Raw genomic sequence first — 15,469 nt, 5'->3', positions numbered from 1 at the left:
CCAGTTGTAGAGACGGAGCGTGCTCCGTCTCCCACCGTCTGACAGTAATTTAGAATACCATTTTGAGGGGATGAGACGGGGCACGCCCCGTCTCTACAAGAATGTATGTTCGATTTTTAGGAGGGACGTGATGATGTAGGAAATACGAGATCATTTCGTCTCTATTGCCATGTCTATGCACTAGGAATAAGAACGAAGATTTAAGGAGAATCAAGGTCGGAGCACAAACTAATGAACAAACTAAGCCTTATGATTGCTTGTTATTTGTTATTTTTTATTACTTTTGCGCCGTGAAAGAATACGCTACTTCCCGAGTAGCAAGCCTCTTACCCCACTTTGGGTATCGGTTTACACACGCTCTCAAAACAATTCCGGTTCACTGTCGACAAACGTTCCAACGAGAAGCTCTTCAAATAGATCTGTGTTGTCTTAATAGACTTATGCCCCAACAACTCACTGATAACCTCGATCGATACATCTTGTTCCTTCAAGAACGAGGCGAATGAATGACGGATCGTATATGAGGTGACCGGAAGCGTAACGCCTGTCGATCTCGCCAACAACTTCAAGTCACGGTTAAAGCGGGACAGGGTCCTGTTATATTCTTTGTAGGCCGCCTCACCGGTTCTCCTTCCACTCAAAAAAGGAAATAAATAAAGGGATTCCTTTGCCGTACAAGCGGACAACTCATCCAACAGCCGCAACGCCCCGGAGGGAATCTCCAGCTGTATGAGAGACCCGCTCTTTTGTCGGTGATACTGCAATATCCCATCCCGGATATTCTCCCATTTCAAATGCGTGAGATCCACAAACGCTATCCCGCTGAACGCGAACATCAACCGAACGGTCAACTGTACACGCCGCAAGGACGGATCCTCCAACGGGGCGTTAAACATACGCTCCAGCATCTCTCGCGGCAACGCCTTCTTCCGCTTGCTTTCAACGCCCGTGAAGACATCTTTGAACAGGTTGGGTACAAAGGGAGCCTCGTTCGCCTCCACGGCCAAGTTATAAATGTGACGAATCCGACGCATATAGGTGGACACCGTATTCAACGAACGGCCCTTGTCCAACAACCATGACTGATAGCACAAAAGCCTGTTCCTATTAATATAGGCATAAGGAATCGCCTCCATACCGCAAAAGCACTTGAACGAGTTCAAGGCATCTTGATAACTCTTCGCCGTGGAATACCGTTTTTTCTCACGCAGACAAGCCATGTAGATGGACAGGCCCATAAAACAAAATCTTCTTCTTTTTTCATATCTTCTCCTTAATAAAAAGGCCAAAAATACTACCTTTGTACACTATTAATTAAGTAAACCATATTTAGAGTAAAAACATTACCATGAAGAGATTTTGGAGTATTCCACTTATGCTCATGCTATTCGCATGCCAAACTCCCAAAGAGAGTAGAGAGGAATTATCGCTTGCCGGTTGCTGGGAATTACGATTGGATTCAACAGATGTCACCGAGCAAGTTCAATTACCGGGTACCACGGACACCAACCAAAAAGGATACCCTAACAATGATAAGGAGGAGACAACTCATTTGTCTAGGCCCTTCCGCTATCAAGGTAAGGCTTGGTATCAGAAAGAGATCACGATTCCAGAGAATTGGGAAGGCAAGAGCATTTGGTTAATCTTGGAGCGAACAAAACCGACCCAAATATGGGTAGATAGCATATATGTCGGTTCATCCGACCATATTTCCACCCCTCAAGAATACGATCTGTCCGCATATCTCCGGGCTGGGAAGCATCACTTGACTATTCTAGTCGATAACGGTTTGAGCGTTCCGCCCCAATTATTGGACAATTCACACGCTTATACGGAATCCACGCAGACAAACTGGAACGGTATTATCGGAGACCTGAAATTGGAAGCCCGTCCACAATTCCATATCCGCCGGATACAAGTATATCCACATGCGGATCAAAAAACGGTGGACGTAAAAATAAAGCTTTCAAATCCATTCGAGCAAATGATCGTAGCCGCCGTTCAAATAGAGATGGAGGCTTTCAACACAGGCTTAGAGCACCATATCAAATTCAATAAGAATATCGTAGTTCAACAAGACGAGATCATATTCCAAATACCGATGGGTGATGACGCCTTGGAATGGAGCGAGTTCTCCCCTACCCTGTATCGCTTGACCGCGAACATCCAAGGAGAGAATATCCAAGATAGCCAAAGTACTACTTTCGGATTAAGAGATTTCAAAGCAGAAGGAACACAATTCAACATCAACGGATTGACCACCTTCCTTCGTGGAAAACACGATGCTTGCGTATTTCCGCTTACAGGCCATGTACCGATGGATACCGCAGCATGGAGACGCTATTTCCGCATCGCCAAGGAATACGGTATCAATCATTGCCGTTTCCATTCATGGTGTCCTCCTAAAGCTTGTTTCGAGGCGGCCGATATCGAAGGTTTTTACCTCCAACCGGAACTACCTTTCTGGGGAAAGATGGAAAAGGGCGATACCACTTTGATCCATTTCCTCACCAAAGAAGGATTACAAATACAGGAGGCTTACGGGAATCACGCCTCTTTCGTCATGATGGCGATCGGCAACGAGCTTTCCGGGGATCAAGAAGCGATGGTAGACATGATCGCCCGTTTCCGTAGTGAGGACGGACGGCATTTATACGCATCTGGATCGAATGACTATCTAGGCTTCAACGGCCCTGCGGCGGGTGACGATTACTTCACGACCTGTCGAGTCCCCGGCGCTAACGTATTCAGCAACCATACCCGGGGTTCCTTCTCTTTCGCAGATGCGGAGGATGGCGGTTATATCAACCATACCTATCCAAACTCGGTCATGAATTTCGAATCCGCTATCGAACAATGTTCATTGCCTATCATCGGACATGAGACCGGGCAATTCCAATGTTATCCGAATTATGAGGAAATCAAGAAATATACCGGGGCACTAAAACCTTGGAATCTGGAGATATTCCGCAAACGACTGGGCGAGTCCGGTATGGCCGGACAAGCGGATGATTTCTTCAAGGCTTCCGGTAAATGGATGGCGCAACTTTACCGGGCCGAGATGGAAATGGCGTTCCGTACTCCGGGAATGGCCGGCTTCCAATTATTGGATTTACAGGATTATCCGGGACAGGGCACGGCGTTAGTCGGTATCTTGGACGCTTTTATGGATAATAAGGGCTTGATAACCGCCAAGGAATGGAAAGAGTCTTGCGATGATGTCGTATTACTGGCTCTCCTACCTAAATTCTGTTACTCTGGGAATGAGGCGCTCAAAGGCTCCATCAAGGTAGCGAACTATACACCTACCACTTTAAAAGGGAAACATCTAACTTGGACCTTGACGAATAGTCAAGATCAAGTAATCGCCCAAAACAACATACCGCTGCAAATCAATCAAGGTACGTTGGCCGAGGTAGGCCCATTAAATATCGCTTTACCTGCCATTCAAGAGGCTGAGACCTATACTTTACGGCTGGCGATCGAGGGCACGGATTATCACAATCATTATCCGTTATGGATTTATCCGGAACATAATAACGTGCAAATCCCTACGGATATCAATGTTATTAAGAAATGGGATAAACAGGCCGAGAACTTATTGGCGAACGGGGCGAAAGTATTGTGGTTCCCGGATGCCAAGACTTACAAGAACGTGACGGTAGAAGGATTATTCCAGACAGATTACTGGAATTACCGGATGTTTAAGTCCATCTGCGAATGGGTAAAGAAACCGGTCTCTCCGGGTACCCTCGGATTATTAATGAATCCCTCTCATCCGGTTTTCGCTCATTTCCCGACGGATTTCCATACAAACTGGCAATGGTTCACGATGATAAAGAATAGCCATCCGTTGATACTGGACCAGCTTCCGGATAATTACAGGCCAATCGTACAGGTGATCGATAACGTGGAGCGTAATCATAAATTAGGGATGATCCAAGAATTCAATGTCGGCCCGGGCAAGTTATTAATCTGTATGACAGACTTGGAAACCCAACAAGAATACCCGGAAGTCCGCCAATTATACCATAGCTTATTAAGTTATATGGATTCCTCCGAGTTCTCGCCTCAGATGACATTAACGCCCGCTCAATTGATTGAGTTATTCACGCATCAAGTCGGAGATTCGAAGATTAAGGAATTAGGGAATATCTCGTATGATGAGTAAGCGACCTCACTTTTGACGTATATTCACATAGAGACGCAGCGTGCTGCGTCTCTTTCCCTATAATATTCATAATCATCAAACAAGATAGTCTTTCGTAACGGAACGCTCGCAGGATAGTAACTCCTTGGGAGTACCACTAAACAAGATCTCACCCCCCATTAGTCCGCCTCCAGGACCTATCTCGATCACATAGTCCGCCGCTTTCAAGACATCCAGATTATGTTCGATCAAAAAGACACTATTGCCTTGATCTACCATAGAATCGAATAAGGAGATAATATGCCTGACATCTTTCACGTGCAAGCCATCCGTCGGCTCATCCAAGACAAAGACCTTGCTTTGGGTTCCTAGATAAGACGCCAGTTTCACCCGTTGCAACTCACCTCCCGATAATGTGGATAAGGCTTGGTTCAAATGCAAATACCCCAGACCAACCAGCATAAGCGGACGGAGTTTCTCCGCTATCACCGTTCCCGCAAAACGAAGGGAAGCCTTGCGGACTGTCAAGTCCATCACCTCGGCGATCGTAAGACCATCCACTGTATACCGCAAGGCTTCCGGGGAATAACGCAATCCTCCACAAGCCTCACAAACGGTCTCGATCGAATCCATAAAAGCCATATCAGACACGATCACGCCTTTTCCCCCACAAACCGGGCAACCGCCTTTTCCGTTAAACGTGAACATACTAAGCCCAGCCTTACTTTCCTTAGCGAAAAGTTTACGAATATCATCCGCAACTCCCAGATAAGTGGCCGGAGTGGAACGCAAGCTGATCCCGATATTCTTTTGGCTGATATAAATCACCTCCTCGGGGAAATCCCGGCGGAAGCATTCCATCAACGAGCTTTTCCCTGAACCGGCTACACCGGCGATCACCGCCAGTACTCCCATAGGAAGATCTACCGTCACGTCCTTCAAGTTATGAAGACGGGCATGCTTTACCGTAAACCAACCGGACGGGATCCGGAGGCTTTCCTTCAGAGGGGTATTTTCTCCTAGCATACGGCCGGTCAAGGTATCGCTACGGAGTAAGCCCGCATAATCTCCCTCGTACAAGATACGGCCGCCCTCCATACCCGAACCCGGCCCCATATCCACGATATGATCGGCGATCTGTATCATTTCCTTATGATGTTCCACCAGCAAGACCGTATTCCCATGATCCCGCAACTTTCGGACCGAGGCTTTCAATAAATGGATATCGTGGCTATGCAAGCCCACGCTCGGCTCATCCAACACATAAAGCATATCGGAAAGAGATGAGTTGATATATTTAGCGATCTTACAGCGTTGCGCCTCCCCGCCGGAAAGGGTTTCCATGGAGCGATCCAGCGTCAAATACCCCAAACCGATCTCCAATAAGGCGGATAACCGGCCTCCGATCGCCTGCTTCATGTCTTTCGCCAACGGGTCATCAATCTCCCGAAGCCAAGCGATTATCTCGGGGATCGCCATATGAGTTACTTCGGCTATATTTCTCCCGTTGATCCGGCAAGAAAGTACCTTATCGTTCAAGCGGGTCCCACCGCAATCCGGGCAGATTCCCATCGTAACCATCGGTTCCAAGACCTTTTGATGGATCTTCCCTTCCTCGGAATTGATGATGCTGCGATACATACGGGTTACCAAGCCCTCATATTTCGCCGTCTTCGGCCAGTCGGCAGGAGGATTCTTCAAACGGATTTGCGGGGAATAAAGGAATAAGCGCAACTCCTCCGGCGTATAATCCCGGATCTTCTTATCCAGATCGAAAAGGCCGCTGCAAGCATAACGTATCCATCGCCATTGGCCGGGCTGGAAGGTGACGTAATGGATCACGTCCTCATCGTTCAGGCATTTATCAAAATCAACCAGCTTATGCACGTCCAGCTCACGAATCTCCCCCAATCCGTCACAACGGGTACAACGGCCTTGCGGATGATTAAAGGAGAATGTATCCGAATATCCGACAAAGGGTTTACCCACCCGTGAGAACAACAGACGGAGCAACGAATAGATATCCGTATAAGTCCCCACCGTAGAACGGGCGTTGGGAGCGGGCTTCCGCTGGTCTATCACGATAGCGACCGGCAGATTCCCGATCCGGTCTACATGCGGACGGCCATATTTGGGCAGGTATTGCTGCACGAAACTGGGGAACGTCTCATTCAACTCCCGGCGTGAACTGGCGGCGATGGTATCCAATACCAACGAAGACTTTCCGGAACCCGAGACCCCGGTGAATATAGTGATTTGCTTCTTCGGAATATCCAGAGAGATATGTTTCAAGTTATTCTCATAAGCTCCCTCGATCTTGATATATTCTTGATTTGACATAACCAATGACTTTAATGAACGAATGACAAAGATACGATCTAATCCTGTCTTTTTAATAGATATAAAGCGTATCTTGTAACACTACCTTTTGAGAGAGGTTACCAAGTAGAGGAAAGAGGATAGCTATATATGGCGCTTTTTACTCAAAAAGGCCGCTTTTTATACACGATAGGTCATGAAAGCCTACGCAACTAGTCGTGTTAGGCAACGCCAATAGTCACGTTGGGCATCGAAAGCAGTCATGAATAGGGTTATGAACTGTCATGAATAGGCATCATAACCCTATCATTTCCCCATCGTACCCCTATGAGATAGCCCAAACAACCCATAAGATATGAATTACGATGAACTAATTTCGCTAGAATGAAAGGCTGTTTTTTGACATCTATCTATTTAACAGACGATTACTGATTTTTTCTTGCGTATTTAGGAGCGAGCCGTACTTTGTCCCGGAAAAATCGATTCTCCGGGACTTAACTTTACAATTTGTCAATTTGATTATTCTGTCGAAAGACACCATCTTATTAAGGCATTTAATTCGTCGCATGGAAAGGAGCCTTGAATTCCGGACGGAGCGTACAGGTATCTTCCAATGGGAAATCCCGAGGGGCCTCTTGCGTCACTTCCCCGGTGGCTGCCCATTCAGCCCCTCTTAGTAAGGTTACCTGAAAACCCGTACACTCCATCGAGTAAATCATATTCGGGTCATTGCCGCAATGCCCCAACAGATCGACAAAGACACGCCCCTTCCCCCACTTCACCGTCCACATCAACGGTTCATGGCGTCCACGCTCATAAGCGGTAGCCAATATCTCCACATTCCGTACCGGACCACGCAAGCGGGTATAAATCTCGTCCTTGAAATGTTTCCATCTTATAGGCAGACCTTTCAAAATAGGGTGCTCCGGCGCACGATGCTCTAGGATCGTCTCATGCTGCAAGCCATGATAACCCGCATGACCGGGTGTATAATCGTATACATATTTGCCCTCTTTCCAATACAGGTAAGGGCCGTCTTTCTCGTTCCGACCCTCCCAAGCTCCCATGCCGATTATCTCGTTGTACGCTTTCCAACCGGCCATAGGTACCACGGAGGAATGGATAATCACGACCCCACCACCATCCGCTACATAGTTCTCGAAAGCTTTTTGGACAGGCTCGGGCCAGACTTCACCTCCGTAATTAACAACAACCAAGTTATATTTAGCGAAATCGGGCTTAAAGGTATTTATATCTCCTCCGAAATCCGGGGTAAAGACGAAATCCACCTTAAACATTCCACTGTTCTCTAAGATCTGCTTCATGGCCTCGCAAGCACCTCGCCAATAATGACTGCCATCTTGCCCGGCGATCATCATCGTTTTTATCACCTTTTTCTGGGCGTAAGAGGTTGAGGCTGATAAGGCGCAACAGATAAGCGCTATAAAATAGATATACTTTCTCATGGTTGTTGGGGTTTAATGTTTTTACTCTCGGGGCTCCATTCGATACGGTCGTAGCAACGGGTGGTCCGCAAATTATATCCTCGCTCATCAACCGTAAACTTCCCATCCTTGAAATAATCGATATATAACTCGGAGATCCCGTCATTATTGCGATCCTCCACCGTAAGCGCATATTTATCCGTCACATAGATCTCATCCGATATATATTGGATCTCTTTCGTATAATTATCCACGATCACGTAATAAAACTTAAACAGGTCGAAAGTAGGGTAATGCCCATTATCCCGCCCGAAAAGCATGACCTCTTCCATAGCGGCATCATCATCCATATTCGCTAAAACGGATTGTTGAAACCAAAAGCCGTCTTTTTGCGCTTGCGGAGGAATCCGGTCCCAACCCTCTTGATGGGCTGTCACCCGGAATTGGGCATGGGCGCCCATACAAACGAAAAGTAGGAGAACCCAATAAATCAATCGTCTTATCATGTCTATCATTTTTAATTATTATTCATATTTATAAGGCACAAATGTAATGATATGTCTCTTATTGATTATATTTGTCTTGTATTAAATTCACCTTTAGTCTAAATATATTATGAGCGATCAACCAATAGATTTTACGCAACGTAACATAGCCATCGACATCCTCCGGGCCGTCACGATGTGCGTGATGATCTTCGAAAGCGTACATCAAATTAAAAATTTAAACATTAAAACATATCGCTATATGAAAAAGATTATCGGACTATTCTTGCTTATATGGGCTATAGGTTCAGCCCAAGTTTCCGCCCAATCAGAGACAAACCGTTTAGATAGTATCATGCCCGTACGAGGCTTGGCCATCGCCGCTCCATCCGCACAGAAGTTGGATCTATTCTTGAAGTTCGTCCAAGAGGAACTGGCTCCCAGTCATTTCAACTTGTTGATTCTACGGGTAGACTGGAATTATGCCTATGAGTCCCATCCAGAACTGAGGGATCCGACCCCACTCACACGAGAGGATGTGAAAAAGATCGTAAAGGTTTGCCGGGATAACGGAATACGTATCGCTCCCCAGATCAATCTCTTGGGGCATCAATCATGGGCTGAGACTACCTACGCTTTATTACGTGAGTATCCGGAGTTCGACGAGACGCCACACGTGGATACCAAGAACTATACGGGTTGGCCCAACTCAGACGGACTTTATTGTAAAAGTTACTGCCCGCTTCATCCGGAAGTACATAAAATCGTATTCGCTTTAGTAGACGAGTTGACGGATGTTTTCGAAACTCAATTATTCCATGCCGGAATGGACGAGGTCTTTTATATCGGACATGATAGTTGCGTCCGTTGCGGCGGACATGACAAGGCTGAGTTATATGCCGGTGAGGTCACTAAAATACAAAACCACTTAGCCTCACAAGGCAAACGATTGATGATATGGGGAGACCGCCTGATCGATGGCAAAACTACCGGGATCGGCGCTTGGGAAGCCAGCATGAACAATACCTACCGTGCGATCGACTTGATCCCGAAAGATGTTTTTATCTGCGACTGGCATTATGAGCGTGCCGAGCAAACCGCTGTTTACTTTGCCATGAAAGGCTTCGACGTTGCTACTTGCCCTTGGCGTAAACCTCAGATAGCGCTTCAACAGGTAGATGATATGATCCATTTCCGCCAGCATTCAAATCCGGAAATGTCTCGCCATTTCCAAGGAATTATCGAGACAGTCTGGTCCGGTGCAGACAGTTTCCTTGAGGCCTATTATAACCCGACTACCTATAAGCAAGAGGTCTCAGACGCTGTCACGGTCAAGAAACTAATCGAGAAATATAAGACCTTGGAGAATCGGTGAATGTAATTTAGGTCATAATTCCTGTAATCCATCTACAAAAGTTTCTCCGGATTTCATCGATCTTTGCCGTTGCAATCGAAAAGGAATAAACAAACCAAGAAGTAGAACTTATTAAAATAGCAATTATGACACTAAACGAATTCTTGAAGTATGTAGAGACAAGAAAGCCTCTTAAAGGAGACGAGATCCATCAGTTTATGAACAAGATGAGCGATGAGGCCAGACGCATGACATTCGAGTTAAACGGCTCATATCACGCTCCCGAGGAAATCCGTGAGCTGTTATCCCGCTTGTTTAATAAGCCGGTCGATCCGTCTTTTCGTGTATTCCCCCCGTTCTATACGGATTTCGGAAAGAATATCACGGTAGGCAAGAACGTTTTCATCAACGCTTGCTGTCATTTTCAAGATCATGGCGGGGTGACACTGGGTGACGGTTGCCAGATCGGGCATAACGTGGTCTTTGCCACCCTCAACCACGGCTTCGCCCCCGAGGACCGGAGCACTACCTACCCTGCCCCGATCGTTCTGAAGAAGAATGTCTGGGTAGGCTCGAACGCAACGATCCTATCCGGCGTAACCATTGGCGAGAACGCTATAGTCGGAGCCGGCTCGGTAGTTACTAAAGATGTACCGGACAATGCCATCGTGGGAGGTGTTCCCGCCAAGGTCATAAAATACATCCAATAGCCCGTAACACAGATTACGACATCTGGGATTTCCGATATTCATTCGGGGTACACCCCACGGTCTTCTTGAATATGCGGCTGAAATGCTGGGAGTATTGGAATCCTAGGTCGTAAGCGATTTGGCTGACGGTCTTGTTTGTCCCTAATATCCATTCTTTCGCTAAGGAAATAATCCGGTCTTGTATATTTTCTTGGGCAGTTTTCCCTGTCTCTTTCTTGATCAGATCACCGAAATAGTTCGGGGACAAACAAATCTTCTCGGCGAAATACCGTACAGTAGGTAGCCCCTCCTGTCTTAACAGATCGCTTTGCAGGTATTCATCCAGTAATCGTTCGAACCTCACCAACACATCCTTATTCGTCTCCGCACGGGTCGTAAACTGACGGTCATAAAAACGCAGGCAATAATCGAGCAGCAACTCGATATTCATCGCGATCAGCCGTTTGCTATGCTTGTCGATGGAGTGCTCCAACTCGATCTGGATTTTCCTCAGGCAATCCACGAAGATCCCCTTCTCTTCCTCAGAGAGATGTAACGCCTCGTTTGATTCATAGGAGAAGAAAGAATAACGCTTGATGTCCCGTCCCAAAGCCGTACCACGGATCAAGTCCGGATGGAAAAGCAACCCATGCGCCAAAGGCCGGGTCCCATCCTTAAGCTCAATACCCGTCACCTGCCCGGGAGCGAATCCTACTACGGTTCCTTCTTGATAATCATAATATTGCCTCCCATACCGAATATCCCCGCATTTCGTATCTTTCAGGAAAAGTCCGTATATACCATAATTAACCCGGAAATTAGTAGGCCATGTCTCGGACTTGGATAAATCTACCACGCTCACCAATGGGTGCAACGTCTCCAAGCCAAACATCTTGTTGTATTGATCGACGGTATCGATCTTTATTAGATTCTCCATAAGGCTATCTGTTTTATTGGTCTCAAAGATAAACATTCCAAATATAACAACCTCATGCCATCAGGCAAAATCCATAGAACCGGATGATATCGTATTAAAATATGTATTAAAGGAAAATTTAAAAAGAGGAAGGAGAAATAAAAAGCGGTCTGGACGGGACTCGAACCCGCGACCCCATGCGTGACAGGCATGTATTCTAACCAGCTGAACTACCAGACCAAAATGTTATTCTTTATCGCTATTCCGTTGAATTGCGGTGCAAAGATAGGTGGATTTTTTGAATTAGCAATAGTTTAGGATGAAAAAATTAGAACAAATCGATAAATTTCATACTTTTGTCCCCATATATAATTAACACTAGCATGAAAAATACTCCTGTAGACTATCAGACAGCCAGACGGATTATCGATGGCTTTGGACTTCCCGATTTTGGGAAAGCGACTATCCGGGAGGTAGTTGCCATATCCACGCAATTGGAACAAGAAACGGGAACCGAGTTCATCCATATGGAAATGGGCGTACCGGGCTTGAAAGCCGCTCAAGTAGGCGTAGACGCTGAGATCGAAGCCCTTCGTAACGGTATAGCGTCTATCTACCCGAACATCAACGGAACTCCCGAAGTGAAAAAGCAAGCTTCCCGCTTTATCAAGGCGTTTATAAATATAGATATAGACCCAGAGTGTTGCGTACCCGTAACCGGTTCCATGCAGGGCACATACGCCTCTTTCCTTACGGCCGGACAATGTACGCCGGGAAAAGACACCATCTTGTTTATCGACCCCGGATTCCCCGTGCAGAAACAGCAAATAGCCGTTATGGGCTATAAATATGAGTCGTTCGACGTATACGAATATCGTGGCGAGCGATTGCGTGAGGCCTTGGAAGCGCATCTTTCCAAAGGCAATATTGCCGCGATGATCTATTCCAACCCGAACAATCCGGCTTGGTTCTGCCTCACCGACGAGGAGTTGAAGATCATCGGCGAGATGGCCAACAAATACGACGTGATCGTCATAGAAGATCTCGCCTATTTTGCCATGGATTTTCGCAAGAACCTCGGATGTCCTTTCGAGCCTCCTTACCAAGCGAGCGTAGCCCGTTATACCGATAATTATATCATGCAGATATCCGGTTCCAAAGCGTTCAGCTATGCCGGACAGCGTATCGGCGTGACAGCGATCTCCAATAAACTTTACCATCGCTCCTATCCGGGATTGACTCAGCGTTATGGAGGCGGTACGTTCGGTACGGTATATATCCACCGTGTCTTATACGCCCTATCTTCCGGAACCAGCCACTCCGCCCAATTCGCCTTAGCCGCCATGTTCAAGGCAGCCGCGGACGGTACGTTCGACTTTGTCTCGCAAGTGAAGGAATACGGACGTCGTGCGGAGAAACTAAAGAAGATTTTTACGGATCATGGTTTCACAATCGTTTATGATCACGATCTGGACCAACCGATAGCCGACGGCTTCTATTTCACGATCGGTTACCCGGGAATGACCGGCGGACAATTGATGGAAGAACTGGTTTATTACGGAGTAAGCGCCATATCTTTAAGTACCACAGGCAGTAACCAACAAGGACTACGGGCTTGTACCTCTTTCATAAAAGATCACCAATATGATTTGCTGGACGAAAGACTGAGATTATTCGAGGAAAATCATCAAGCATAAATTAACAATAAGCCCGGTCGATTCACGTTTATTAACTTGAATCCCGGGCTTTTCATTTGCTTCTTATTAAAAAACGCCTTATATTGTCGGTGAATTAGTAACAACCTAACATTCACGATCATGGCATCTTATAAAAATATATTTAAAATAACACATAACGATGTCCTTCCTATTCAAGGAAGTATTCTGATTGCCGAGCCTTTTTTACAAGATGCCTATTTCCAACGTTCCGTCGTATTATTAATAGAGCATACGGAACACGGATCGATGGGATTTGTCTTGAATAAAAAAACGGATCTTATCGTAAACTCTTTTTTCAAGGAGTTTGCCGAATTTCCGGAGATACCGATTTATCTGGGGGGGCCGGTCAGCCCCAACCGTTTGTTCTTTATTCATTCCTTAGGGGATAATATCATTCCGGACGCATTAAAGATCAATGATTATTTATATTTCGACGGGGATTTCAACGCATTGAAACGATACATCCTCAACGGGCACCCAATCGATGGGAAAGTGAAGTTTTTCTTGGGATACTCCGGATGGACCGAAGGGCAATTAAACCATGAAATCAAACGGAACTCGTGGGCCGTAAGCCATATCACCACCGATAATATCCTGTCTGCCGATGGGGAGGGCTATTGGAAAGATTCCGTAGAATTATTAGGCAATGATTATAAAACTTGGACAAAATATCCGAAGGACCCGTATTTAAATTAACTGCATTATGCAGACATCGGAATAACCATCCGGTGTCCTGATCCAGTCCTTAAGCGTCCCCGCCTCGACAAATCCCAGACGGGTAAATAATTTCTTGCTAGGCTCGTTCGCCACGGGAATATGCACATAAAGTTGATGAAGCTTCAAAAACGTATAAGCGTATTCCATCAATAGTCTTAACGCTTCCGTAGCAAAGCCACGTCCTTGATACCTACGATCCAGCATAATACCGCAAGCCGCCCGATTCGGATGCGGCTCAAAATCGAATAAATCCACGATCCCCACGGAAGTCCCCGTATCGCATTCCTCGATCATGAAGCGAAGTTGGCGAGACTCATAGATACTCCGGTCGCTACCCGCTATATATTCCTTCAATATATAACGGGAATAGGGCGCCAAGGTATTCCCTACTTCCCATAACTCCGGATCATTCTCCCAACGATACAACAACTCCAGATCCTCTGGTTCCAATGCCCTCAAACGGACTCTATCATTCGACAACAACATATTTACTCAAGGATTACTTAAACAAGCCGACCACTCTTCTTCGTATATATATGGAAAACCGCTTTCTTGTTCACGAGCTTGTCCATAAACAAGAGCATCTGCTCGTAGCGGGCATCGGGGAAGCAGAAAGCGTAGTCCGTAAAGCCTTTCATCTGGTTCTTGCGACAGATAGCATCCATCACACGCTCCACGTCCAAATCCCAGAGATTCACGAATTCCAGATCCGGCATAGCTTTCAGGCAAACGGCCTTTACCTCCTCAAAATGATCCTCCCTGCACAAGATCAAAAGGCGGCGATGCTTAACCGCTTTAGCCTTCTTGCGTAGAGGGGCTGAAATCATCGCCCAGCAAGCTTTCAGCAGGACAGCCAACCGGATCAGTATCCGCATCAACCAACCGGCTCCCGGATAATATTTCTTATAGAAAATCAACATGGCACCGTAAAAAGCCCTTATGTACCTCAAGTCACCATGCTTCGTACTCTCCCCCTTATAATGCAGGATCCGTTCCGGCACGTACAAGTTCTTATAGCCTCCCAACACGATCCGATAAGACAAATCGATATCCTCCCCATACATGAAGAACGACTCATCCAACAAGCCAACCTTATCCAACGCCTCATGGCGAAGCAACATGAACGCACCCGCCAGCACCTCCACCTTATGCGTCTGCTCTTTATCCAGATACGGCAGGCTATAACGTGCGAATGCAGGAGAGTTAGGAAACAGCTTTGAAAGACCGAATATCTTGCAGAACGACACCCAAGGCGAAGGGAAAGCCCGTTTGCTCTCCGGCAAGAATACCCCGTGCCCATTCAGCATCTTCACGCCGATAGCTCCGATCTCCGGATCCTCATCCATCTGGAAGCACAGGCTGCGGAGGCTCTCCTCTCCCACCACGGTATCGGGATTCAGCAATAACACGTATTCCCCGGTGCACTGGCGAATCGCCTGATTATTAGCCTTGGCGAAACCGGGATTATCTTTATTCTCAATGAAAACCACCTCCGGGAACTTAGGCCGGAGATATTCGACAGATCCATCCGTCGAGTTATTATCCACCACGAACACCTCGGCGTCCATCCCCGTTACGGCGGCACGGACAGAATAGAGGCATTGCTCCAGAAAATACTTCACGTTATAGTTAACGATGATAACGGACAACTTGGTTTCTTCGTAGGTCATTCCGGA

Annotated in this window: 12 protein-coding genes and 1 tRNA gene; 5 read left to right on the top strand and 8 right to left on the bottom strand. The window is 46.6% G+C overall.

The annotated features are described in order from the left end of the window. Positions 1-326: 326 nt before the first annotated feature. The gene (locus tag NBH07_RS00990) at positions 327-1,238 is read right to left on the bottom strand and encodes a tyrosine-type recombinase/integrase (RefSeq protein WP_250833452.1); all 912 of its coding nucleotides are present in this window, start codon (positions 1,236-1,238) and stop codon (positions 327-329) included. Between the two features lie 110 nt (positions 1,239-1,348). Between NBH07_RS00990 and NBH07_RS00985 the strand changes: the two genes are divergently transcribed. Beyond that, positions 1,349-4,171 carry a DUF8487 domain-containing protein gene (locus NBH07_RS00985; RefSeq protein WP_008780437.1) on the top strand — a complete coding sequence of 941 codons (2,823 nt, stop codon included), beginning with the start codon at positions 1,349-1,351 and terminating at the stop codon, positions 4,169-4,171. A gap of 75 nt (positions 4,172-4,246) precedes the next feature. Here the strand turns inward: NBH07_RS00985 and NBH07_RS00980 are convergent, their stop codons facing one another. From NBH07_RS00980 to NBH07_RS00970, 3 genes are all read right to left on the bottom strand, one after another. Further along, positions 4,247-6,490 carry an ATP-binding cassette domain-containing protein gene (locus NBH07_RS00980; RefSeq protein ID WP_009276768.1) on the bottom strand — a complete coding sequence of 748 codons (2,244 nt, stop codon included), beginning with the start codon at positions 6,488-6,490 and terminating at the stop codon, positions 4,247-4,249. 533 nt (positions 6,491-7,023) lie between these two features. Continuing rightward, positions 7,024-7,935, bottom strand: coding sequence for a ThuA domain-containing protein (locus NBH07_RS00975; protein ID WP_036630952.1), 912 nt, complete (start codon positions 7,933-7,935; stop codon positions 7,024-7,026). Further along, positions 7,932-8,429: a hypothetical protein gene (locus NBH07_RS00970; protein ID WP_009017861.1), complete on the bottom strand. Its 498-nt coding sequence runs from the start codon at positions 8,427-8,429 to the stop codon at positions 7,932-7,934. Before NBH07_RS00970 ends, NBH07_RS00975 begins: the two co-directional genes overlap by 4 nt. Before the next feature lie 100 nt (positions 8,430-8,529). On the opposite strand from NBH07_RS00970, the gene NBH07_RS00965 reads away from it, so the two are divergent. Continuing rightward, complete coding sequence (locus NBH07_RS00965) at positions 8,530-9,774, top strand: family 20 glycosylhydrolase (protein WP_010184305.1); 1,245 nt, start codon at positions 8,530-8,532, stop codon at positions 9,772-9,774. 125 nt (positions 9,775-9,899) lie between these two features. Beyond that, positions 9,900-10,463: a sugar O-acetyltransferase gene (locus NBH07_RS00960; protein WP_008771860.1), complete on the top strand. Its 564-nt coding sequence runs from the start codon at positions 9,900-9,902 to the stop codon at positions 10,461-10,463. A gap of 13 nt (positions 10,464-10,476) precedes the next feature. Here NBH07_RS00960 and NBH07_RS00955 read toward each other — a convergent pair whose 3' ends face one another. Next, positions 10,477-11,379, bottom strand: coding sequence for a helix-turn-helix domain-containing protein (locus NBH07_RS00955; protein ID WP_005856223.1), 903 nt, complete (start codon positions 11,377-11,379; stop codon positions 10,477-10,479). A gap of 145 nt (positions 11,380-11,524) precedes the next feature. After that, positions 11,525-11,598 (bottom strand) — tRNA-Asp (locus NBH07_RS00950). A 143-nt stretch (positions 11,599-11,741) separates the two neighbouring features. Between NBH07_RS00950 and NBH07_RS00945 the strand changes: the two genes are divergently transcribed. Next, entirely contained in the window at positions 11,742-13,055 is a 1,314-nt protein-coding gene (locus tag NBH07_RS00945) for a pyridoxal phosphate-dependent aminotransferase (RefSeq protein ID WP_009017859.1), read from the top strand. Between the two features lie 120 nt (positions 13,056-13,175). Beyond that, the gene (locus NBH07_RS00940) at positions 13,176-13,772 is read left to right on the top strand and encodes a YqgE/AlgH family protein (protein WP_005856219.1); all 597 of its coding nucleotides are present in this window, start codon (positions 13,176-13,178) and stop codon (positions 13,770-13,772) included. On the opposite strand, the gene NBH07_RS00935 is transcribed toward NBH07_RS00940, so the two are convergent. Both NBH07_RS00935 and NBH07_RS00930 read right to left on the bottom strand, forming a co-directional pair. Then, on the bottom strand, positions 13,764-14,279 hold the full coding sequence (locus NBH07_RS00935) for a GNAT family N-acetyltransferase (RefSeq protein ID WP_005856217.1): 516 nt from the start codon (positions 14,277-14,279) through the stop codon (positions 13,764-13,766). The genes NBH07_RS00940 and NBH07_RS00935 overlap by 9 nt on opposite strands. Positions 14,280-14,296: 17 nt before the next feature. Continuing rightward, the gene (locus NBH07_RS00930) at positions 14,297-15,463 is read right to left on the bottom strand and encodes a glycosyltransferase family 2 protein (RefSeq protein WP_005856215.1); all 1,167 of its coding nucleotides are present in this window, start codon (positions 15,461-15,463) and stop codon (positions 14,297-14,299) included. Between the last annotated feature and the right edge of the window lie 6 nt (positions 15,464-15,469).

Origin of the sequence: Parabacteroides sp. B2-S-102 (genome assembly GCF_023656665.1) — a bacterium.
GTDB classification, from domain to species: Bacteria; Bacteroidota; Bacteroidia; order Bacteroidales; family Tannerellaceae; genus Parabacteroides; species Parabacteroides distasonis.
This window is presented reverse-complemented; position numbering and strand designations above follow the sequence as displayed.